At 63.3% G+C, this 21,725-nt stretch carries 22 protein-coding genes; 13 read left to right on the top strand and 9 right to left on the bottom strand.

Annotated features, from left to right (window positions below):
• Positions 1–19: 19 nt before the first annotated feature.
• Positions 20–607 carry a MarR family transcriptional regulator gene (locus tag AB0259_RS13640; protein WP_366223045.1) on the top strand — a complete coding sequence of 196 codons (588 nt, stop codon included), beginning with the start codon at positions 20–22 and terminating at the stop codon, positions 605–607.
• A 98-nt stretch (positions 608–705) separates the two neighbouring features.
• On the opposite strand, the gene AB0259_RS13635 is transcribed toward AB0259_RS13640, so the two are convergent.
• Positions 706–1,314 (bottom strand): hypothetical protein, encoded by a 609-nt coding sequence (locus AB0259_RS13635; protein ID WP_366223044.1) that lies wholly within the window; start codon positions 1,312–1,314, stop codon positions 706–708.
• Positions 1,315–1,413: 99 nt separating this feature from the next.
• On the opposite strand from AB0259_RS13635, the gene AB0259_RS13630 reads away from it, so the two are divergent.
• Positions 1,414–2,358 (top strand): zinc-binding dehydrogenase, encoded by a 945-nt coding sequence (locus AB0259_RS13630; RefSeq protein ID WP_366223043.1) that lies wholly within the window; start codon positions 1,414–1,416, stop codon positions 2,356–2,358.
• Between the two features lie 55 nt (positions 2,359–2,413).
• Positions 2,414–3,445: an alpha/beta hydrolase gene (locus AB0259_RS13625; protein WP_366223042.1), complete on the top strand. Its 1,032-nt coding sequence runs from the start codon at positions 2,414–2,416 to the stop codon at positions 3,443–3,445.
• A 176-nt stretch (positions 3,446–3,621) separates the two neighbouring features.
• Here the strand turns inward: AB0259_RS13625 and AB0259_RS13620 are convergent, their stop codons facing one another.
• The gene (locus AB0259_RS13620) at positions 3,622–4,077 is read right to left on the bottom strand and encodes a helix-turn-helix domain-containing protein (protein WP_366223041.1); all 456 of its coding nucleotides are present in this window, start codon (positions 4,075–4,077) and stop codon (positions 3,622–3,624) included.
• A gap of 108 nt (positions 4,078–4,185) precedes the next feature.
• On the opposite strand from AB0259_RS13620, the gene AB0259_RS13615 reads away from it, so the two are divergent.
• Positions 4,186–4,902, top strand: coding sequence for an SDR family oxidoreductase (locus tag AB0259_RS13615; RefSeq protein ID WP_366223040.1), 717 nt, complete (start codon positions 4,186–4,188; stop codon positions 4,900–4,902).
• A gap of 222 nt (positions 4,903–5,124) precedes the next feature.
• Here the strand turns inward: AB0259_RS13615 and AB0259_RS13610 are convergent, their stop codons facing one another.
• The 4 genes from AB0259_RS13610 to AB0259_RS13595 form a co-directional block, all read right to left on the bottom strand.
• A complete protein-coding gene (locus tag AB0259_RS13610) occupies positions 5,125–5,595 on the bottom strand; it encodes a hypothetical protein (protein WP_366223039.1) in 471 nt (156 codons plus the stop codon).
• 37 nt (positions 5,596–5,632) lie between these two features.
• Positions 5,633–6,652, bottom strand: a complete 1,020-nt coding sequence (locus AB0259_RS13605) for an LLM class flavin-dependent oxidoreductase (RefSeq protein ID WP_366223038.1) — start codon at positions 6,650–6,652, stop codon at positions 5,633–5,635.
• Positions 6,649–7,986, bottom strand: a complete 1,338-nt coding sequence (locus AB0259_RS13600; protein ID WP_366223170.1) for an NtaA/DmoA family FMN-dependent monooxygenase — start codon at positions 7,984–7,986, stop codon at positions 6,649–6,651. Before AB0259_RS13600 ends, AB0259_RS13605 begins: the two co-directional genes overlap by 4 nt.
• 94 nt (positions 7,987–8,080) lie before the next feature.
• Positions 8,081–8,599 (bottom strand): flavin reductase family protein, encoded by a 519-nt coding sequence (locus AB0259_RS13595; RefSeq protein WP_366223037.1) that lies wholly within the window; start codon positions 8,597–8,599, stop codon positions 8,081–8,083.
• Positions 8,600–8,676: 77 nt separating this feature from the next.
• Between AB0259_RS13595 and AB0259_RS13590 the strand changes: the two genes are divergently transcribed.
• Positions 8,677–9,282, top strand: coding sequence for a helix-turn-helix domain-containing protein (locus tag AB0259_RS13590; protein ID WP_366223036.1), 606 nt, complete (start codon positions 8,677–8,679; stop codon positions 9,280–9,282).
• A gap of 54 nt (positions 9,283–9,336) precedes the next feature.
• Here AB0259_RS13590 and AB0259_RS13585 read toward each other — a convergent pair whose 3' ends face one another.
• Positions 9,337–10,134, bottom strand: coding sequence for a GntR family transcriptional regulator (locus tag AB0259_RS13585; RefSeq protein WP_366223035.1), 798 nt, complete (start codon positions 10,132–10,134; stop codon positions 9,337–9,339).
• Positions 10,135–10,287: 153 nt separating this feature from the next.
• On the opposite strand from AB0259_RS13585, the gene AB0259_RS13580 reads away from it, so the two are divergent.
• From AB0259_RS13580 to AB0259_RS13565, 4 genes are read left to right on the top strand one after another with little or no spacing between them, the layout of a single operon-like run.
• Positions 10,288–11,265 (top strand): 2-keto-3-deoxygluconate permease, encoded by a 978-nt coding sequence (locus AB0259_RS13580; RefSeq protein WP_366223034.1) that lies wholly within the window; start codon positions 10,288–10,290, stop codon positions 11,263–11,265.
• 35 nt (positions 11,266–11,300) lie between these two features.
• Positions 11,301–12,557: a RuBisCO large subunit C-terminal-like domain-containing protein gene (locus AB0259_RS13575; protein WP_366223033.1), complete on the top strand. Its 1,257-nt coding sequence runs from the start codon at positions 11,301–11,303 to the stop codon at positions 12,555–12,557.
• On the top strand, positions 12,554–13,846 hold the full coding sequence (locus AB0259_RS13570; RefSeq protein ID WP_366223032.1) for a four-carbon acid sugar kinase family protein: 1,293 nt from the start codon (positions 12,554–12,556) through the stop codon (positions 13,844–13,846). The genes AB0259_RS13575 and AB0259_RS13570 overlap by 4 nt, the downstream gene beginning before the upstream one ends.
• Positions 13,843–14,886 carry an alcohol dehydrogenase catalytic domain-containing protein gene (locus AB0259_RS13565; RefSeq protein WP_366223031.1) on the top strand — a complete coding sequence of 348 codons (1,044 nt, stop codon included), beginning with the start codon at positions 13,843–13,845 and terminating at the stop codon, positions 14,884–14,886. The genes AB0259_RS13570 and AB0259_RS13565 overlap by 4 nt, the downstream gene beginning before the upstream one ends.
• Positions 14,887–15,287: 401 nt before the next feature.
• On the opposite strand, the gene AB0259_RS13560 is transcribed toward AB0259_RS13565, so the two are convergent.
• Positions 15,288–16,247, bottom strand: a complete 960-nt coding sequence (locus AB0259_RS13560) for a LacI family DNA-binding transcriptional regulator (RefSeq protein ID WP_366223030.1) — start codon at positions 16,245–16,247, stop codon at positions 15,288–15,290.
• A gap of 285 nt (positions 16,248–16,532) precedes the next feature.
• Here AB0259_RS13560 and AB0259_RS13555 point away from each other — a divergent pair, with 285 nt between their 5' ends.
• From AB0259_RS13555 to AB0259_RS13540, 4 genes are read left to right on the top strand one after another with little or no spacing between them, the layout of a single operon-like run.
• Complete coding sequence (locus AB0259_RS13555) at positions 16,533–17,741, top strand: extracellular solute-binding protein (protein WP_366223029.1); 1,209 nt, start codon at positions 16,533–16,535, stop codon at positions 17,739–17,741.
• Between the two features lie 3 nt (positions 17,742–17,744).
• A complete protein-coding gene (locus AB0259_RS13550; protein ID WP_366223028.1) occupies positions 17,745–18,755 on the top strand; it encodes a sugar ABC transporter permease in 1,011 nt (336 codons plus the stop codon).
• 2 nt (positions 18,756–18,757) lie between these two features.
• Positions 18,758–19,669, top strand: coding sequence for a carbohydrate ABC transporter permease (locus tag AB0259_RS13545; protein WP_366223027.1), 912 nt, complete (start codon positions 18,758–18,760; stop codon positions 19,667–19,669).
• A 13-nt stretch (positions 19,670–19,682) separates the two neighbouring features.
• The gene (locus tag AB0259_RS13540) at positions 19,683–20,660 is read left to right on the top strand and encodes an alpha/beta hydrolase (protein ID WP_366223026.1); all 978 of its coding nucleotides are present in this window, start codon (positions 19,683–19,685) and stop codon (positions 20,658–20,660) included.
• 110 nt (positions 20,661–20,770) lie between these two features.
• Here the strand turns inward: AB0259_RS13540 and AB0259_RS13535 are convergent, their stop codons facing one another.
• Entirely contained in the window at positions 20,771–21,718 is a 948-nt protein-coding gene (locus AB0259_RS13535; RefSeq protein ID WP_366223025.1) for a LacI family DNA-binding transcriptional regulator, read from the bottom strand.
• Between the last annotated feature and the right edge of the window lie 7 nt (positions 21,719–21,725).

The following is a 21,725-nucleotide window of genomic DNA, read 5'->3' as shown; positions in this document are numbered from 1 at the left end:
TTTCGCCTAGGAGGAGTCCATGTCTGAATACACGTCCATCAATCCGGACATCTCGCCCGTCATTCACCAAGACCCCCATGATCTCCGCCTGACGATGGCATCGCTCGTCCACTGGGCCGACAGCCGCGAGGTGCGTGAGACGACAATGAAGCGGGTGGATTTTCCAGTGGACGACATGCAGATGTTCCTCGTCGTGAATCAGCTCGCCTATCGCGGCGCTTTACGGCCTACCGATTTAGCCACGACCCTCGGAACCGGCAAGGCCAACATGAGCAAGATTGTCAAGCGACTCGAGGCAGCTGGCCTCGTTCAACGCGCCAAGTCGCTCAAGGATGACAGGAGCACGCTGATCGCTCTTACACCGGACGGTCGCGTTATCGGCGAGCGTATCTCGGAGGAGTCGAAGAAACACCTCGAATCCGAGATCGAGGATTGGAGCCAGGAGGACATCCTCGAGTTTCGACGCTTGCTACGTCGCTTCTCCCGTCGCGCGATGCTCGAGATAGCAAGTCGTTCTCCCGCCCTCGCGACGAGCGAAAGTGTGGGCGCTCTTGTGACCAAGCGACGCATCAGCGACGTCAGCACTCAGGATGCGTACGGAAGCTAGTCGGTGCATCCCTACGCACTGAATAGTTCCCCCTCGAACTGACACTGTTCAGGCGCTGCGGCCGTACCGGCCGCGCGCAACGCACAAGAGACAGACGTTCACTCTGGGTTGCTGAGCTGCCTCGGGATGAGACCAAGAATCACATCCGTCAGCTGATCGGGCGTGACAGCATCAGGATCATCGAGCCAACGCAGGATGGCGCGCGACGTCCCCGCGCTGAGAAACTCCGCGACCAACAACTTCGTCGCCTGATCGCCCTCGTAGACAGCCTCGACGATCGGTAGCGTGTTCGTGCGGAGAATTTCGGCGAGCGTGTCACACACAGCAGCGCGCGAAACCGTGTCAACCGCGAAGGCAATCTCTTCTCGCGCACTGAGCACCACCTGCACCAACTCGGTGAGGCTCGCGCGCGTGATTGCCTCCCACCCCGTCTGATCCGCTCGACGCATCTCAACCTCGAGACTAGAAATATCCTCCATCCGCAGCAGCACGGCAGACAAGCTCACATCGGCGATGGTCGCGAAATGCGTATAGAAGGTGCTTCGCCCGACTCCGGCAAGTCTGCACAGTTGGGTGACGCTTGGCCGAGCACTTGGTTCAGCGCCCGCAGCTAAGTAGGCGTCGATGATCCTTCGGCGCGTCTCGCGGCTCGCATCGTCGGTGGACGCGGACAGAATGGTTCGGCGCTGCTCCTGCTGAGAAATCATCGGGGGCTCCAGTAGACAGTGTCCATCGACGTGGTTATCGTAAGACGAGCTTGACACGGGCGCGAGCCCGAGTCCCTCGCCACTCGATGAAGGAGCCTGATGAAAGCCTGGATGTTCGACGGAATTGCTGCTCCATTGAGAGCCGACGAGATCGACCGTCCCACTCCGGGCCCCGGTGAGGTTTTGATCAAGGTCAAGGCGGCGGGCCTGTGCCACAGCGATGTCGGGTATATGGAGGGTCAGATTCCCGCCCGGCTCTCCTTCCCCTACGTTCTGGGCCATGAGGCGTCAGGAGTAATCGCATCCCTCGGGAGAGACGTCGTCGGTTGGAGCGCGGGCGATCGGGTGGTCGCCTCCATCTCCATTGACGACTGCCCCGGGGTCACGCGAGACGGCGCGTATGCGGAGTACTTCGTCGCGAGTGCGTCCAGCCTTGTTCGCATTCCCGAGGGCATGTCATGGGAGCAGGCGGCGGCGGCGACGGACGCCGGCCTGGTCTCCTACACCGGCGTCGTGGTATTCGGCGAGACGTCGTCATCCGATCGTGTGGCGATCGTCGGTCTAGGCGGGCTCGGTATGACGGGCGCGCAGATCGCTCTGGCGACGGGCGCGACAGTGATCGGGGTCGAACCGCGCGAAGTCATGTGGGACCGCGCCCGTCAAGTCGGCGTCCAAGAGCTTTACGCCGACGTAGCCGAGCTCGAGGGTCGCGACCTCGACGTAGTTGTGGACTTTGCGGGATTCGGATCGACAACGACTGGCGCCATCCGTGCAGTGAAGCGCCAGGGCCGCGTGGTACTTGTGGGCGTTGGGCGATCAGAGTTCACCTTCAACTCCATCGATCTGGTAAGCCGGGCGATCGAGCTCCGCGGGGCGACCGTGCTGGGCAACAAATCCCACCTCGAAGAGGTGCTGGAGCTGATGGGGGCCGGAAAGGTTTCAGTTCAAACCGAAACCATAGATTTCGCGGCCATCCCGGACGGGCTGGAACGCCTGAAAAACGGGACTGTATCCGGTCGCCTCGTCGCTCGTTTCGCGGATTGACTCCTTTTGGAATGGAACCTCAGTAAAGGACCGAGCCCGACCTCGGCAGATCGAAATGGAAAACCTGATGACAAAGACGTCACATCACACCGGCCCGTCCGAGCACACGAAGGGGGATCATTTCCCGCCACCCCCCTTCGACCCAGAGCTCGCCCCCATCCTGGCCGAGGCCTCCCAATGGATCTCGCCGTCGATGACCTACGAGCAGATACATGAGAACCGGGCCGCATCAGATAATTGGGCGCCCCGGCTGGACCACGAGACACTCAGCCGGGGGGGCGCATTCGCTGTCGAGGAGCGGCTGGTCCCCGGGCCTGAAGGGGCTCCCGAAGTAGCACTGCTCATCTGCACTCCCGTGGGGGTCAGCGCTCCCACCCCTGCCATCTATTTCACACACGGGGGCGGGATGACGAGTGGACACAACACTGCGGGGATAGGCCAACCGCTGGACTGGGCTGAGGAAGTCGGCTGCGCAGTTGTGAGCGTCGAATATCGGCTCGCTCCCGAGCACCGGCATCCCGCTGCAATCGAGGACTGCTACGCAGGCCTGAGATGGACTTCGGACAATGCGAGCGATCTCAACATCGATCCGAGCAAGATCGTTGTGGCAGGAGCTAGTGCCGGGGGTGGGCTAACGGCCGCCCTCGCACTCCTAGCTCGTGACCGGGGGGAACCGGGCTTGGCGGGCCAGATGCTCCTGTGTCCGATGCTGGACGACCGTAATGACTCGCCGTCCGGGAGACAGATGGCCGGAGTTGGAATCTGGGATCGGACGAGCAATGAGACAGGGTGGACCGCCTTGCTCGGCGCCAGCCGCGGGGGACCGGAAGTCTCACCCTACGCGTCGCCGGCGCGAGCTGACGACCTTTCCGGGCTCCCACCGACGTTCATCGATGTTGGTTCCGCGGAGACATTCCGAGACGAAGACGTCGCCTACGCCAGCCGCATCTGGGCAGCGGGTGGAGAAGCCGAACTTCACGTTTGGCCCGGCGGGTTCCACGGCTATACGGTCGTCGCACCTCATGCTCGCCTCTCGCAAGACACCGTAAAAGCGCAGGTGCAGTGGCTGCGTCGCCTCCTGCTGTAACCGCTACCGCGATTTGCTTCCCGGGAGGCATTACGCCCTTTGGGACGAGCGCTCGCGCTTGTCCCAAAGGGCTATTCGCGCAACGAGCACTGAACACGGATCAGTCAAGCGATATGTGATGGCGTTCGCCCCCGAGAATCGCCGCGACGTCGCGGAAGCCGCGCCTCCACGCAACGTTATCGACCACCAGGCCCCGGAATGAGGGCGATCCGCTCCGCGCAGACTTCATGACCTTCTACATCGAGGAAGGCGACTCGAACCGGTGTCTCATCGTCTTCCTTGACGTACACGACCGACGCACCTGATCCGGTAGGGCGATGGACATCGCCCCACGTCACGAACGCCGCGAGCAGCAACTTCAGTTCAGCACCCGCCTCGGTGAGAACGTACTCGTATCTTTGACGCTGCCCCTCGGCTCGATACGGTCGGCGGTCGAGGACTCCCCCGGCTACCAGAGTTTCCAACCGCGCTGTCAGCACGTCCGGCGCTATCCCGAGCCGAGTACGGAACTCAGCAAACCGCGTGGCGCCGAAGTGTGCCTCACGAACAATGAGCAGGGCCCATTTTTCTCCGAGGATTTCGAGGCTACGAGCTATCGAACACCGTGCGTTCACGTCTTGGGCAGCACTCATAGGAACAGGATAGTCGAGCTGAGTTGCCATATCCAACTCAGTTAGCTAGGTTGGTGATACCAACTCAGCTCCCTGTGGATTCGGAGCTAAAGAAAGCGAGACGCCAGCATGCCCTCTTTAACGGATTCTGTAGTCCTCATCACCGGCGCCAATGGCGGTCTCGGACAAGCCTTCGTCGCAGAGGCGCTCGAACGCGGTGCCAGCAAGGTCTACGCGACAGCCCGCACGCCGAGGGAGTGGACGGATGCTCGCGTTCAGGCCCTCCCCTTGGACATCAATAGTGCTGACTCAATCGAACATGTCGCCAACCAAACTCGCGATGTGACAATTGTCGTGAACAACGCGGGCGTCGCGGGAGCGCAGCAGCCGGTACTGCAGACTTCATTGGACGACATGCGATCGCTTTTCGAGACCAACGTTTTTGCTCAGGTCGCCGTTACGCAGGCGTTCGCTCCGATCCTGCAGCGAAACGGTGGCGGGTCGTTCGTCAACATCCACTCGGCGGTGAGCTGGCTCGGTACCGGAGATTACGCAGCCACCAAGGCAGCCTTCTGGTCGCTTAGCAACGCGCTCCGGCTTGAACTCCTGGAACAGGGGACGCACCTCGTCGGCGCACATCTCGGATACACAGATACCCCATTCATCGCTGGCCTGGACGTACCCAAGAATGATCCGGGCGATGTAGTGGCGGCCATTTACGACGGCCTTGAGAATGGCGAATATGAGGTGCTCGCGGATGACACGAGTCGCCAGATCAAGCACGCGCTCTCAGGTCCCCTCACAGCGCTCTACCCTCGGCTGGAGGCAGCCAATCTGAGCAACTGATCGGCGGAGCCGTGTCGGTGAGGGCAAAACAACCTTGCGCCCCACCGACACGCTCCTCTGACAGCGACCCAATCGGCTTGCACCCTCAAAAGATCGACCGCAGAGGTCTAGGGTGCCGTGAGGCCGACCGACGGATATTCGCCGGGATGCGGCTGATTCGACGGTCAGCCGGAACGCCGCACACTAATCGCCATCGGCGAACGACATCATCCACCCCGGCTGTCAGTTGAGAAATGTCACGTTCTCGACTCCCCAATACGCCTGAACGTCAGTTATGCGGCCGTCTCCGTCGAAGGTCATGACGTCGACGATGTCGATGGTAGCGTCGCGCCCGTCCAGATTGAGCCAGAGCTTGAAGGGCACGGCGGCTTGATTACCGAGCGACACGCTGACGGGGCCGTTGAGTTCGGCTCGCGTCAGTTCCGTGGGCATATCGATCAGCTGAGCGACTACGGCGGCGGATTCAATGCCATCGCCGAGTGTCATCGGCTGCGTGCCCACGGGATCCGCGAAGACACGCTGCGAAGCGAAGTGGTCGTCAGCAAAACTCGTATCGGATCGACCGATACTCGCAACGTACGCTTCGAGAACATGTCGCATGTGTTCTTCGCTCGGCACCCCGTCGGGCCGGGTGAGGGGCGCACCGTTCTCGAGGTGTCGAATCATTCTGGCAAAGCTGAAGTCGGCGTACATGGAAACTCCTGTTCGTGGTAGGGGCGGTATCGAGATCTCAGTGCTGTCGGTGTTGCCCGACAGGGCCCGCGACGGGAGCCAACAGTTCCAGCGCTCGAAGCCCGTACGCTTCGTCGTGCGCCATGTTGACCAGGATGAATTCATCGGCTTTGATCTCGGCTGCGAGGCGGTCGAGGCCATCGGTGACTGTATCGACCTCACCGACATACGACTGACTGAGCATGGCGAGGACCTGCTGTCCCTGCGGATGGTGTCGCACTGCGGCGAGTTGGTCTGCATCTAACTGTTGAACGCGGCCGAGCGCACTCTGCAGCCACTCATCCTCGGTCTTCGCCTGCTGCTCGCGCGCGTCGTCGGCACTATCCGCTGCGATGACATTGACCGCGGCCATGAACCAAGGTGTGGCGCCGGCCGGGGCGAGTGGACCCTCGGTGTCGAAGTTCTGCCGGTAGACGCGTGCAGCCTCGTGGAGCATGGCCGGAGCGAAGTGAGATGCGAAGGCGTAAGGCAACCCAAGTTGCGCGGCAAGGTGTGCGCCGAACATTGACGACCCCAGGATGAACAGAGGGACCTCGCTGCCCGATCCGGGATGCGCTTCCACCCCGGGTATCGGCGAAGACTGGCTCAGCAGACCGTGCAATTCAACGACATCGTCTGGGAAACTCTGCGCCTCACGGCCCGTACGCCGCAACGCGCGGACGGTGGCCAGATCCGTTCCGGGTGCTCGCCCTAGGCCTAGATCGATGCGCTCAGGGTACAACGCCGCTAACGTGCCGAATTGCTCGGCGACGACCATTGGAGAATGATTCGGCAGCATGATGCCACCGGCGCCGACACGGATTCGGTTCGTAAGCGCAGCAACGTGCTGGATCACCAGCGATGTTGCCGCCGAGGCGATACTGGATGTGTTGTGGTGCTCAGAGAACCAGACACGGTTGTAACCGAGAGCATCCGCGGCTTGCGCGAGACGAACACTTCTGGAGATCGAATCGGAGACGGTTTCGCCGGGCCTAATCCGGGAGAGATCGAGGATCGACAGCGGTACGGAGATAGTCAAGATTGGCCTTCCTGCGAGCTATGAGTGGTCAGACGAAGATCCAGGCCTAGCTGCTCCGGCAGACCCAGATGATCTCGGAGCGTGGTGCCGACGTAGTCATCGGGTCGACGGCCTCGGTGTCGGAGTTCGGGCACAACTAGGTCGACGAACTGGTCGAGGCCGTCGTGTAGTGCATCGGGGACCACGCTGAACCCGTCGGCTGCGCCAGCGTCGACCCACTCCTCCAGCAGGTCTGCAGCTTGCGCCCCCGTGCCGACAACCCCTGGATTGCCTTCGAGCATCCCGTGCGAGAGAAGATCGAGCGGGGACAGCCCTTCCCCTGCGAGCACAGCAGCATTGCGCGCTCGGTGAGCGCCGGGATGAGGGCGGATCGCGGCAATCTGCTCCGCAGTCAGTGGTAGATCTGCCTGGGTCTCGTCGATTCTGATACCGAGGACTGCTGACAATTGCCGCACACGAGAGGGCACGTCTGCTGACTCCTCCATGGTGCGGCGGCGAGCAACCGCGGCTTCAGGGGTGGCGCCGAGGCCGAACGAGACGAAGGGAAGGTACTTCATCTCATCTGGGTCACGCCCCGCTTGTTCGGCTAGCGACCGAATCAACGCACGTTGTCGCCGTCCTTCTTCAATGGTGCTCGGCATCGCGATCATGCCGTTGCTATAGAACGCTGCCGCCCGCAGCCCCAAACCGCTGGCGACAGGCATGAAGATCACCGGCTGCCCCTGCTCTGACGGCGGTACCTGAAGTGGCCCTCGCGAACCGGCGTGCCGGCCCTGCAGGTTGACGGGGCGGATGAACGCGGGGTCTGCCCAGATCCCGCTGGCTTGATCCGGTTTGCCCGCTTCTCTCCCCCAACTGCCCCACAGAGCTTGAGTGATTTGCACGACTTCGTTCAATCGGTCGTACTTCTCTTCGCGCGGGAACATCTCGCGTCCGTAGTTGGCGAACGCTTCCGGCTCATAACTCGGAATGGCGTTCCATCCCGCACGTCCGTGGCTCATCACATCCAGAACGCGGAACTGACGCGCGAGCGTGTATGGCTCTGTGAAGGTGGTCGACCCGGACGCCACCAGCCCGATCTTGCTCGTCGCCGTGGCGACAGCCGCTAACACCATTAGTGGGTCCATAGAGAACATCGGTGGACCTGACTTCAGATCGGCTTTCAGGAAGACGCGGTCGGGGTAGAAGACATAGTCGAGTCCACCCCTCTCCGCGCGCTGGGCAGCGACAACCTGTACGTCGACGTTCGTGTACGCCAACGGGTCTACTTCAGGCAATCGCCAAGCCCCGGGGTGCGTGCCGTAGCTCTCGCCTAGCGCGGCTCCGAGAATCATTCTTGTTTTGCTCATCCTTGCCTCCGTGATCGGGTTCAGCGTTGTAGGGAGCGAAGGATCCACCGGATTATTCGCTCCTGAAGGCGGGAAGACGTCATCGGCTTGCCGTGTCCGCGACCTGACGCAGGGCGCTATCGAAAAACACCAAAGGCCTGCCGTCGAGGCGTCTCCGCGCATTGATCACCCGGAACAGCGCGATCGAGTGATCCCCGGCGCTGAACTCATCAACCGGCGCAACAGTGAGGGTGGCCAGCGCACCTACGAGATGCACAGCACTTCGGTCGGTCCTCACTTCGAGGCCTCGGAACCGTTCAGCGGACGGGCGCCTCAGCTGCTGAGAGATGTCCGCCTGGTCCTCGGCGAGGACGCTGATGCCGAGTACTTCGCACTCTCGCAACCGCGGCCACGTCGTAGACGTCGACGCAAACGAAAGGGAGATGAAGGGCGGCTCCAAGGACACGGAGGTGAACGAGTTTGCCGACAGCCCGGCGATCTCACCGTCGACTGTTCCTGCGACAGCGACGATCCCGGTTGGGTAAGCCGCAAACACCCGACGGAGACGCAGCGTTGAGGAGCCGTCCGGAAGATCGGTGTGGAATTCTGTTGATGACACTGTGTTCCTTACTGGGCGGAGATGTTCTCCACTTAGCCCAACGGACGCCGTCTCCGCTTATTCCTAAGGAGCATGAAATGGCTTCCACATCATCAGGAGCGCCGCTTCGGGCTGACGCGCGAAGGAACTACGCACGGATTCTCGACGCAGCTCGCTCTTTGTTCGCGGAGTCGGGTCTGGACGTGGCCCTTGACGCGGTCGCGAAGCGCGCTGCGGTGGGCCCGGGAACGTTGTATCGACACTTTCCAACCCGTGACGCGTTGATAGCGGCGGTCCTCGAACAACATCTGCCAGACGTCGAGGGCCAAGCAGCAAAGATCGAGGCGGAAAGCATCGACGAGGGAACCGCCCTCGCGCACTGGCTGGCGGCCCTGGCTGTCTGGATGCGCGCCTACGACGGGATGCCGGCACCATTGAAGGCCGCGGTGACAAATGGGGCCTCCCCCATCGCCCCCCTGTGCGAGGCCTTGATAAGACGAACAGACGCTTTCCTGCAGTCAGCACAAGAGTCGGGGCATGCGCGCCTGGACGTGCGAGCAGATGATCTCTACTTAGGCGCTCTCGCGGACGCATGGATGTGGAACGTACAAGGGGCCACCGCGCCGACGGATCCGATCGTCGCGACCTTGATGCGAGAAGGTTGGAGCCTCACCGGGAATGGTCAGAATCACGTCGGGACGTGACCGTTTGCACCTGTCCGACTGGCGGTTGTCATCTTGTGAGGTGCAGCTAAGGGCTCATGTGGCGAGTATCGATTTGATCTCACGCAGCAACGCTTCGGCTCGCGACGCTTCGTCGCTTTGGGTGACTTCCGCGTCCAGATCGAAGACGGTCCGCGGGTGGTGCCATGCCGTGAACACCTCGATTGCTTGCCCTGAGGTGTCGCGGGTCTCGCCCTCGAGCACAGTGACCGGGCTGCCGCGTTCGACACGAAGAAAGTCGGCAGTGACGTCACTCGCCGCAGCAGCATGAAGGTGCCGCGGGCCACCCTGAGGCATCACACCATTCGCACGGAGCCAATCGTGTAATGATCCGCCATTCAAGCGCTCGCGACTGAGTTTGGGCACGCGCGAGAAGGGAAGTCTTGTGATCATGTGGATCACCGGTTCACCATCGACGGATCTCACGCGCTCCAACCGCCATGCTTTGTCATCGGACAGCACTGCGGCGATGTTGGGGGGCGCATCTTCGACATCGAGTGAGACGATGCGCGTCGACAGTTCACCTCCGAGTGCCGCGATCTGCTGGCGAAGCCCGCCCGCCCGCTGCGCCTGGCGCCGGTAATGGTCGAACGGGAGAACGATCGTGCCGCGACCCTGCTCACGACTGATGAGTTTCCGTTGCGCCAGTTGATCCAGCGCTTGACGCACGACACTTCGAGACACGCCATAGATCTCCTGCAGAGCCTGCTCGGCAGGCAGGGGAGATCCCGGAGGACGGTTCCCCGACCGAATCTGCCCCTCAAGGTCTCCGGCGACCTGAACGTAGAGCGGCTCGCTCGAACGTCGGCTGACTGTGCCGTGCGCTGTTGTCATGATGCCCTCCACCCGCTCCCACCCATTCTGTCTTGACGGGCTATCCGTTCTCCACTAGGAATGGTACGTACAAATCGTCCGTACGACATCAATGGAGATGAAATGACGCAGTCACGTAATGAGGGGAAGTCACGCTTCCCGATGTTCGGATTCATGAGCCGTGTTCCTGGCGGAGTGATGCTCATCCCCCTGGCGCTCGGGATCGCACTCGGCAATCTCGCGCCCGCCGCCCTAGGCATCGGCGGATTCACGACGGCCCTCTTCCGTGACGGGACGCTCACACTCATCGCCGTCCTCATCGTGGCGACAGGCGCCCAGATCACCGGAAGCCGAAGCGGAAAGGCCGCTGCGGGCACCACTCTCGTCGTCCTCTTTGCGAAGACGCTGGTTCCCATCGGACTCGCCGTTACCCTCGGACTCACGGTCGGGATCGACGGCATCCTGGGCGTCTCGGTCCTCGCACTCATCACGATCTTTGGCAATAGCAATGGAGCGCTTTGGCTAGCCTTCTCCGGTCAGTACGGCGACGAGCGCGACCGCGGCGCTTACGTCGCCAGCGCCTTCGACGACGGCCCCTTCCTCGCCCTCATCTTCCTCGGAGCTTCCGGACTCGGCGACATCCCCATCCTTGCCTTCGTCGCCGCGCTCGTCCCGTTCATCCTCGGTCTGATCATTGGCGCCGTTGATAAGGAGTGGACCCAGGTCCTCAACGGGGCCGCCGCGATCACCATCCCTTTCATGTCCTTCTGCGTCGGCACCGGCATCAGCATCAGCAACGTCGTCACCGGCGGGCTCGCGGGCATCGTCCTCGGCGTCCTCGTCGTGATTCTGACGGGCGGTCTGACATACCTCGGTTACCGGTTCATCCTGAAGCGCGGCAATCAGAGCGGTATCGGGTTCGCCGCAGGAACGACCGCGGGCAATGCTGTGGCAGTCCCTGCAGTCGTAGCTGTCGCCGACCCCAGCTTCGAGCCATACGTCGGCGCCGCTAGTGCGCAAGCCGCGGCCGCGGTGCTTGTAACTGCGATTCTTGCTCCTTTGGTCGCCGCCTTCGTGATGAAGGCGCAGGGCGGCCTCAAACAGGACGTCGCGGTGACAGGGTCAATCAAGACCTCGACCGCATCCGATTGACCTTCCCGCCAATGATCCGAGAGACGAGCACCACCATGCGTGACCCTCGGCGCCTCACCGCGCGCTACTACATCGAGTCCAGCATTGAACCTGACCGGGCCGCGGCCCTCCTCGCAGGCGAACAGTCCAGCGGGACCTTCGTCCAGGTTCCGGGCGAGTCGGACGAGCTGCGTTCGCGCCACGGCGCCGAGGTCACTGCCGTCCGCCAGCTCGGCGAGGTCGCTCCGGCACTTCCCTCACGTACTACACCTGAACGCGTCACTGCGGCGGAGATCGACCTCGAGTTTCCGATGGAGAACGTCGGATCGGACCTCGCGACGACGTTGACCGCCGTCGCCGGCAACCTCTTCGAGCTCGGGGATTTGTTCGCCTGCCGCCTGCAGAGCCTCGATCTTCCCGAGGAGTACGTCGATGCGCACGAAGGAGCCGCATTCGGAGTAGCCGGCACCCGTCGTCTGATCGGGCTCGGCGACTCGGATGTGGTCGTCGGCACGATCGTCAAGCCGAACGTCGGGCTGAAGGAAGCTGAGTACCGCACCGTTGTCCGCGACCTCGCGCGGGCCTCGATCGATCTCATCAAGGACGACGAGTTGATGACCGATCCGTCCTACCTCCCGCTCGAGACTCGCGTACGCGTGGCCATGGAGGAGATCGACGCAGCCGCCCAGGTGACCGGCAAGCGCACCATGTACGCGTTCAACATCACGGGCGACATCGCCGGCCTCCGGCAGCGACACGATCTGGTAGTAGATGCCGGGGGCACGTGCGTCATGCTCACGATCCCCGTGATGGGGTTGCCAGCGCTCGCCTACCTCCGCTCCTTCGCAGCGGTCCCGATCCACGGACATCGCGGCGGACTCGCGGCCTCGATGCGCCACCCCGCGCTCGGCGTCTCGTACGAAGCATGGCAGAAGCTCGCTCGCCTCGCCGGCACCGATCACCTCCACGCAAGCGGTCTCGGCAGTAAGTTCTACGAGCGCGACGAGGAGGTTAGCGGCAACGTCCGCCATCTGCTCACGCCACTCGGGCAGGGCGAGCAGGTGCTGCCGGCACTCTCGTCGGGTCAGAATGTGTTCACCCCCCATCCGACCTGGGATGCCCTGCACACGACCGACCTGCTCATGCTTGCGGGCGGAGGCATCGCTGCGCATCCCGGTGGTCCCGCCGCCGGGGTGCAGAGCCTCCGCGAGTCATGGGCGGCGGCCGTCGCCGGCGAGTCCCTCGACGATGCCGCCCGCAGGAGCCCTGCGCTGGGGCGGGCTGTCGAGTTCTTCGGGCCGGCTCCCCGATGAGTCGCATCGGATTCCTCGCCGACGATCTGACCGGCGCAGCCGATGTCCTCGCGCAGGCTCACGCGAGGGGTCTCGACGCGGCGCTCTCCCTCGATCCGACGAAGCCTCTGCCGGACGCCGCGGACGTCGTCGGCATCGCGGGCCCTTCGCGATCGCTCGCGGGGGATGCGCTCGAAGCCGCCGTGCGCGCGGGCATCGCCCCGTTCGCAGCCGCGGACCTCGACGTCTTCCTCTACAAAATCTGCTCGACCTTCGATTCATCGCCCACCGTCGGCAACATCGGGCGGGCCATCGAGATCCTCCACGAGCAATGGCCGAGCCACGGCGCCATCGCCGTCGCACCCGCCCAGCCCGAGTTCGGCCGCTACACGGCTTTCAGCCAGCACTTCGGCGCGTATCGGGGCGAGGTCCACCGACTCGACCGGCACCCGGTCATGAGTCGTCACCCCGCCACTCCGATGCACGAGGCCGACCTGCGCGCCATCATCGCGTCGCAGCAGAGCGGCGACGCGCCGATCGCAGCGATCCATCTGCCCGCCTACACGGACGGGACGTTCTCCGCGGAGTGGAAGACGCATCGCCGGGAGAGCGGATCGTTCGTCGTCGACGCCGTCGCTCCCGATCAGATGGATGCCGTCGCCGACGCCCTACTGGCTGATGGCCACGTCGCCCTCGTGGTCGGCTCGGGCGGCATCATGGCCGCACTCGCGCGCCGTCGCGCACGCGGCGAACGAACCGCCTCGGCCGCCTCGGTCTCGAGCGGGCCGACCCTGGCCGTCAGCGCCTCAGCGTCGTCTACGACGGCCGATCAGATCGCCCACGCCGTGGGCGAAGGCTGGGTGGAGGTCGCGATCCCCGGCGATGCGTTCACGCAGGACCGGCCATCCGGCGCCTGGGTCGACGCGACCGCCGCCGCACTCGCGGACGGACGCAACGTGATCGCGCACACTTTGCGAGGCACCGCCGATCCGCGCATGCTCTCCGGGACTGTAGACTCCGCCGCCGTTGGGGGCGCGATCGGTCGGCTGGCGAAGATCATGGTCGAACGCGGACTCACACGCGACGTCGCGATCTTCGGCGGCGACTCCTCCAGCCATGCGCTCCTCGCGCTCGGTGTGACCGAGCTCAGGGTGAGCGAGCAGTTCGTCACCGCGGGTCCGATATGCCAGGCCGACGCTGCATCCGCGGTCGCTGAGAGCCGCCTCCTCCTCAAGGGCGGGCAGGTCGGGCCCGTCGACATCCTCTCCCGCTTCGTCGGGAACCCCACATCCTCGAGAGGAACATCATGAGAGCCGTCCTGAAGTCCGCAGCCGAGAAGGGCCTCGACTACCGCGAGGATTACCCGGAACCTCAGGCGGGTCCCGGCGAAGTGCTGATCAAGGTGGCCGCCGCGTCACTGTGCGGCACCGACCGCGAGCTGTACGAATGGACCCCTTCCGCCCAGGCCTTCGCCCTCGATCTGCCGGTGGTTCTCGGTCACGAGGGCTCCGGGACCGTGATCGCCGTCGGCGACGGCGTCGAACGCTTCCAGGTCGGTGACCGCGTCGCAATGGAGAGCCACCTGATCTGCGGGCACTGCCACGCCTGCCGCTCTGGCGGTGCGAACGCGTGTGAGAACACCCGCATCCTCGGCATGCACATCGACGGCGTGTTCGCCGAGAAGGTAGCCGTGCCCGCCGACATCTGCGTGAAGCTCCCCGACAGCGTCTCGCTCGAGACCGGCGCACTTCTCGAAGGTGCAGGGGTTGCCATGCACGCCATCCAGCGGGCGGACTACGCCGCCGCGGGCCAGAATGTCCTCATCAACGGATGCGGCCCCGTCGGCCTGGTCATCGCGAAGCTCGCGCTCACGCTCGGGGCCGCGCACGTCGTCGCGGTCGAGCCGAATCCGTTCCGCCAGGAGCAGGCCCGCTCCCTCGGCGCGCAGGTGCTGCACCCCCGTGAGGACATCGCCGCGATCTGCCAGGAGATCTCCGGGTCGCGGGGCGGATTTGATGTCGCGTACGAGGTGTCGGGGGTCCGGGGCGTGCTGCCTCCACTGTTCGAGGCGCTTCGCCGCGAGGGGACGCTCATCACGATCGGTCACCCGAGCGAGCCCGCGCCGATCGACATCGCCAAATACATTAATAAGAAGGGCATCACCCTGCGCGGCATCTACGGTCGCAAACTCTGGCAGAGCTGGGACGCCCTCCTGCTGCTCATCGAATCCGGGCGAGTTGACCTCGACTGGCTCGTCACCCACCGGCTGCCGCTGCGCTCGGCCGACGAAGCAATTCACCTGCTGACAGGCGACGCCGGCAAGGTGCTGCTCCTCCCGGAGCTCGAGTGAAGAACATGCTCGTAGGGCTAGGTTGAGGCCGTCCCAGTTGTCATGAACAGTCGCGTTGGGCTTTCAGAGAAGGGCGAACAGCCGGCGCGTCATTGGTTGGGCACCCGTTTTTCGGAAGTCCGACGCTCGCGGGCTGAAAGGCTCCGATCAGTGGGACAGGCTCCGCGGTTACTCCAGTAGCAGAGCCACACCCCTCCCGGCGTGCGTTGGCGCCCTCAGGACCACCGGCCGTTCCGGTCGCGGGAGCGTGCTCACGGCTGCCGCGATGCGCGGGATCTCCGCTGCCGCCACCATCACTGGGTCGCCGCCATTGCCAAACCGATCGCCGGGGCCACCACCTTGACGACCGCCTTGCACCATTTCGCCTCTTCGACCAGACGCGGGACGGTGGCCACGGGCCGCTATACCGATTCGCGTTCGACGATTTGCAATCGGAGCGCCGTTCGCGCTCCCGGTTTCTGATGACCCGCCAAAATAGTCTCGATGATGCGGTCGATAGTCTCATCGAGGGCGTCTCCCCCCACGTCCACTGTCGTAAGCGGGGGATCAGCGAGCGGGGAGATCTCGAGGTTGTCGACTCCGATTACCGCGAGATCAGCGGGAGCCCGAAGGCCAAGATGACGCATTCCGGCGAGTACGGCGAACGCGTATTCGTCGTTGTACGCGCAAACTGCAGTTACGGGTGACTCCAGTGCACGCCAGTGCTCGATAGCCTGGACCGCGTCTACGGCATCCAGCCCGATCTGTTGGACCTCAGGCGACGCGAGTCCCGCGTTCCGGCAGGCTTCCTGGACCCCAGCCAATCGCTGCCCGGCCAGCTTGGCCTCACCAGGGTTCTGGGGCATGGCGTAGGCGATGACGCGGTGCCCCCGACTGGTGAGATGCTGCACCTGCGCTATCCCTGCCCGCTCATTCCATCGTTCATCGACCAATGCAATTGGGATCACTCCCGCTTCGGTCATGTCTTCTAGCTCGGCGCTGGTGGGCGGCGTTGCGGTGATGACAGCTACGGGGTTGAGTCCGGTCCACAGCGCGGAGAATGTCTCTCCCGGGATCTCGGTCCGCGAGATCAGGCTCAACCCAATTGCCTCGAGGCGGCTGGTCAGTCCATCCAGCATCTTCGCCGCCACCGGGCCGAGCGTCACGTGCGGGAACACTAGGAGCACCGTGTCGGTGCGCCCCAGCTTGAGCGCTCTGGCGGCTTGGGACGGCGTATAGCCCAGCTGAGCAGCTGTGTCCCGCACTCGACGACGGGTCTCAGGCGAGATCCGTTGCTCATGATCGTCTCGCAGCGCGAAGCTCACAGTCGTCTGAGATACTCCGGCTGCCTTTGCCACATCTCGCGAGGTGATTCTTCCCATCAACGTCCTCAGCTAGTTCTGCTCGTCCCAGTCCGCCCCGGATCAGACTAGTTCATTAATACGTATTGCTTGCCGTGCGAATACGAGTTAGCATCCCAGTGCAATACGTATTCGCGTGTTGCTCTACCCACAACGACGACGTTTGGACGGAATGCTATGAGGCGCACAGCCGCACCCGGGTTGCAAGTAGGCGTAGCCGCCCTTCTCCCACTCGTGCTTCTCGCCGGTTGCTCGGCTAACACCGAAGGGAGCGGCCCCTCAGCGGAGACCGTCACCTCTGACGAGATGGATGCCGCCGTGAAAGAGGGCGGCACCATCACGTTCTGGAGTTGGGTCCCGGAAATGGAAGCCGCCGTAGAGGCCTATGAACGGGCATACCCAAGCGTTGACGTGGACTTCGAGGTCGTGGGCCTCGACGTCGAGACCCAGCTCCGCACCGCGCTGGAGGCCGGCACCGGTCTGCCGGACGTCACGCAGCTCCAGCAAACGAGCGTCGCCAGCTTCGTTCTCTCCGACAGCCTGCTGGATCTGACACCGTACGGGGCCGCGGATCTCGAAGATCAGTTTGTGCCGAGTGCGTGGGACAGTGTCACGATCGGGGACGGCATCTTCGGAACCCCGCAGGATATCGGGCCGGTCGCTTCGATGTATCGCACTGACATCTTCGATGAAGCGGGGATCGAGTTTCCGACCACTTGGGAAGAATTTGCCCAAGCCGCGCAGATCATCAAGGACAAGACAGGCTCGTACATCACGAATTTCTCCGCCCTCGAGAATGCACCACTTGCGCAGCACGCATCGAAGGACAGGATGTTCAGCTGGGACGGTGGAGAGAACCTAACCCTTGCCGCCGACAATCCTGATGTGCTGAAGTTCGCCGAATATTGGCAGGATCTCATCGACCGCGATCTTGTCTCGACTGACCCGATCCTGACCGACCCGTGGTACCAGGGGATGGCCTCAGGAAAGTATGCGTCCTGGATCGGCGCTGCGTGGGGACCCCTCTTTCTCAAGTCGGCGGCGGCCAACACAGCAGGGTTGTGGGCCGCGACTGACGCGCCTCAATGGGACCCGGCCGCTCCGTCGTACCCCAACTCGGGTGGATCTGCCATCAGCGCGCTCGCCACAACAAAGCAACCGCTACTGGCGGCGCACTTTGTTCAGTGGCTGAACGCCGACCCGGAGGCCGTCGGAGTGCTGAACACCGAGGTCTCGTTGTTCCCCGCGACCGTCGGCCTGTTGAACGATGAGGCCTGGCTCCAGAAGCCGGATGAGTTCTTCGCGGGGCAGTCGATCAACAAGGTCTTCGGTAAGGCAGCCCTCGACATGGAGCCACCGGTGGGTGTTCCGTTCTCGACGTATTACACCACCTCACAGAACGACACGATCGGGGCAGCCCTCGCCAATGGGACCAGTCTTCCCGAGGCATACAAGGCGTGGCAGCGAGAACTCGTTGCGTACGCCCAGGAACAGGGCTTCACGGTCAACGAATAGCGGATGGGCGGCGCTGCCCGTCGCGGCGTCGCCCTCGCCCAGCCACCATCGAGGAAGGTGCACATCATCTCTGCCACATCCACGCGAAGCCTCACCGTCCCCGCGTCCGAGCGAATCCGCGGTCGCCGCGACCGCGGCAAGTTGGCGCGACAGCAATCAGCGACCGCCTACCTGCTCGTGGCCCCGTTCTTCACGATCTTTGCGCTCATGATCGTGCTGCCCCTTCTCTACGCGCTGGGCGTGAGCATGTTCAGCAAGAGGATCATCGGTGGCACCACGTTTGTCGGCCTCGAGAACTTCGTTCGCGCAGTCACAGACCCGCAGCTTCTGGAGGGGTTGGGTCGCGTGGGCGTCTATATGCTCGCGCAAATCCCTCTGACTCTGGGTCTTGCTGTCGTTTTCGCGCTCGCTTTCGATAGCGGGCGCGTGAGGGGCTCCAAGACCGCGCGACTCCTGATGTTCTTGCCGAATGCGATCCCGGCTGTCGTGGCGACATTGATGTGGGGCTACCTTTACGGCAACGAGTTCGGCCCCATCGCTCAACTCACGGCCGCTCTTGGACTCCCGTCGCCCGATCTCTTGGCGCCGTCCAACATCATGTACGGCATCGTGAACATCGCCTTCTGGGGAGCCCTCGGCTACAACATGATCATCTTGTATGCGGCTCTACAAAGCATCCCGAGCGAATTGTACGAGGCGGCAGAGCTCGACGGAGCTAGCGCGCTGCGGACCGCGTGGAGTATCAAGATCCCCGCGATCCTGCCGGCGATCACGCTGTGCATCCTGCTGTCCTTCATCGGGGGGTTCCAGCTATTCAACGAACCGAACCTTCTTGCACCGCTCGCGCCAGGGGCCATCAACTCGAGCTACACGCCGAACATCTACATCTACAACACGGCGTTCGCCTCCCAGGACGTCGGGTATGCAGCAGCGATGTCGTTTGTGCTTGGCCTGCTCATCGTCATCATCTCGTACGTCGTGCAGCTCTCTACCACGCGGAAGGAACGAGGATGACTGTGACCATTCAGCCTGTCGAAACCGAGGCCGTTCGGCCGGTTCGCAGGTCCCGGCGACACGAGCGGCGACGTAATCCCAGGGCCTTGGCCACCACTCTTATTTGGATATGTGCCGCATACTTCGTCATTCCCCTGATCTGGTTGGTTTTCGCCTCAACGAAGACCAACACGGGACTCTTCACATCGTTCGGCTTCTGGTTCGCAGATGACTTCGCACTTTGGGACAACCTGGTAGCCGTCTTCTCGTACAAGGAAGGGCTGTTCGGGCAATGGATGTGGAACTCTGCGTGGTACTCGACCGTAGCCGCCGTCGGGGCTGCGCTCATCGCAACGATGGCCGGTTACGCTTTTGCTAAGTATCGCTTCCGAGGCGAACGGCTCCTGTTTGCCATTGCGCTCGGTGCGATCATGATTCCAGCGACCGCTCTTGCCGTCCCTCAGTTCGTCCTCGCTAGCGCTTACGGAATGACGGACTCGCCACTTGCGGTTATCTTGCCCGCCCTGGCCAGCCCGATCGGCGTGTTCATCATGCGGGTCTACGCCCAAGACGCGATTCCCGACGCTTTGATCGAGGCTGCTCGGGTGGACGGTGCCGGGGAACTGCGGATTTTCGCACAGATCTCGCTTCGCCTCCTCGGGCCGGGCCTGGTCACGGTACTCCTCTTCTCACTCGTTGGTGCGTGGAATAACTACTTGCTCCCGCTCCTCATGATCCGCAGCGAAGAGCTCTATCCGGTCACTGTCGGACTGGCGCAGCTCAACTCTCAACTAGCCGGCGGCAGTGGCGCGGATGCCCTGTTCTCGCTCATCCTCACCGGTTCGCTCCTCTCTGTAATCCCCCTGTTGCTAGCGTTCGCCTACCTCCAGCGCTACTGGCAGAGCGGTCTGACCACGGGCAGCGTGAAAGCGTGAAGGGGATACGCACGTGAGCGCGCTTGATGCCACGCTCAACGCTCGCATTGGCTGGATGCGAGGGCTTGATTTGCACACCATGATGACTGACCCGGACCTGGCGACCCGGGTGTTGCAGTCCTATGTTGGGGACAGCACTTACGTGGGCCCGGACGTAGCCTTCGTAGAGCGCCTCATCGACGGGCCTTTAGGCCCGGCGTCCCTGCGAATTCGCATCTACGACTCGGCCTGCAATGCTGCCGGACCGCGACCGGCACTGTTGTGGATGCACGGCGGCGGCTTCATTTCGGGCGGACTCGACGATATCGAATCCGACCTCGTGGCCAGGGAGATCAGTGCGCGCAGCGGCAACGTCGTGATCGCAGTCGACTACCACCTCGCTGACGGCCGAGTGGGATACCCGACGCTGCACCGAGAGGTGGCATGCGCGTTTCGATGGTCACACGAGCATGCAGACGAGTTGGGAATCGACGCAGGCCGCTTGCTTCTTGGCGGCGCGTCAGCGGGAGGTAATCTTGCGCTCGCGGCAGCTCTCCAACTTCGTGATGCGGCGGAGCCAGCGCCCTCTGGGTTGGTGTTGGTTTATCCGTTGCTTCACCAGGAGCTGCCGCCGTGGCGGGATGGTCCGCCCGACTTCGACGAGGTCCCAGCGTCGTTCCGCTTCCCCGCCGCGATGTTCAACCTCATGTACGACACCTACCTCGCGACGTCGAGTTCCGGGGGCGCGCGTTACGCGTCGGTTGAGGGGCACCTCCTCAACGATCTTCCTCCCACTTTGGTGATGGTCGCCGAATTCGATGACCTTCGCGCATCCGGTGAGTTCTTCGCTGATTCGGCGCGGCTCGCGGGGGTAGATGTTTCAGAGTACCTAGCACGTGGGGTCGTTCACGGACATCTCGCCATGCCCGCTGACATTCCAGAGACCGACCGCTCCCTCCAAGTCATTGCTGATTACTTGGGCAGGGGTCCTGAACATCGTCCTCGACAGTGACGCCACCGTCGCCTGACGGCATTCCACGTCCGCACTGGCGACCCGCGTCGACAGGCTTACGGTCGCACTTTTCGATCGATCTGGTCGAGCGTCGGGGCGTATTCGTAGAGTCACGTTGTCCCACCGGGTACGACGCGCCAGGCGACGGGGGGCACGGTGAAATCCACGTCCGATTCCTCGACGACCGCTTCAACGACGGGGTGGACGAATGGAAGTACGTCGACCTCGACGGAACTCAGGCGTGGGGTGGTGTGGGTCGCAACAGACGAGTCGTCGACGCCAACGAGACCTAGCGCGCCAGGAACCAGGATCCCTATGGATTGCGCCGCCGCCAACGCGGCCGCAGCTGCGACATCGTTGTATGCCCCCAGGCCCGTCCCCTGCTCCAGGAGTCGAACGACGTCAACAGCGGTCTCCGATCGCGCGTCGATCGAGACGCTGTCCTCGACGGTGACGCCAAGTTCGAGCGCCCTCGCACGAAATCCCGCCTCTCGGGCCTGCTGCATGACATCGTCCCGTGCATTCGTGAGTCGTAGGTACCGAAGCCGCTCGAACCCCCGGCTGCTCAGATGCTCAGCTTGGGCGCACCCTACCCCCCAGTTGAAGCCGCCCATCGTGGATGTGGCGCGGGCGAGGTCGATGATTTTGGTGCCCGCCTGCTCGAGCATCGATGTCTCGGCGGCGGAGAGTGCGGTCCAAGAGACTACCGCTCGTGGGCGCACCGCCGCTATGACACCGCGAAAGGATTCCAACGACGACGTTGCCGACCGCACGAGCAACGATATTCCGGCGGAAGATAAGTCCGCGGTCAACCTGTCGACGCCTTCCCAAAACTCGTCGTATGCGGCAAGCGGCATCACAAGGACGACGATGTCGCTGCGACCACGCGCGAGCACCTGGGCGGCAGCGGCCGGACGATATCCCAGCTCTTGGACGGCCGCTTCGACTGCACGTCGGGTCTCTTCGGTGAAGCGGTGGCCTTGACCGTTGAGTACGTAGCTCACCGTCGAACGCGAGACACCAGCGCGGCGCGCGACGTCAAAGCTGTTCACAGGCATCCGTTCC

The sequence above is a fragment of the Microbacterium sp. NPDC080005 genome (assembly GCF_040702445.1).
Classification (GTDB): domain Bacteria; phylum Actinomycetota; class Actinomycetes; order Actinomycetales; family Microbacteriaceae; genus Microbacterium; species Microbacterium oleivorans_D.
Note: the sequence above shows the minus strand (reverse complement) of the source record. Positions and strands in the feature narration are given on the sequence as shown.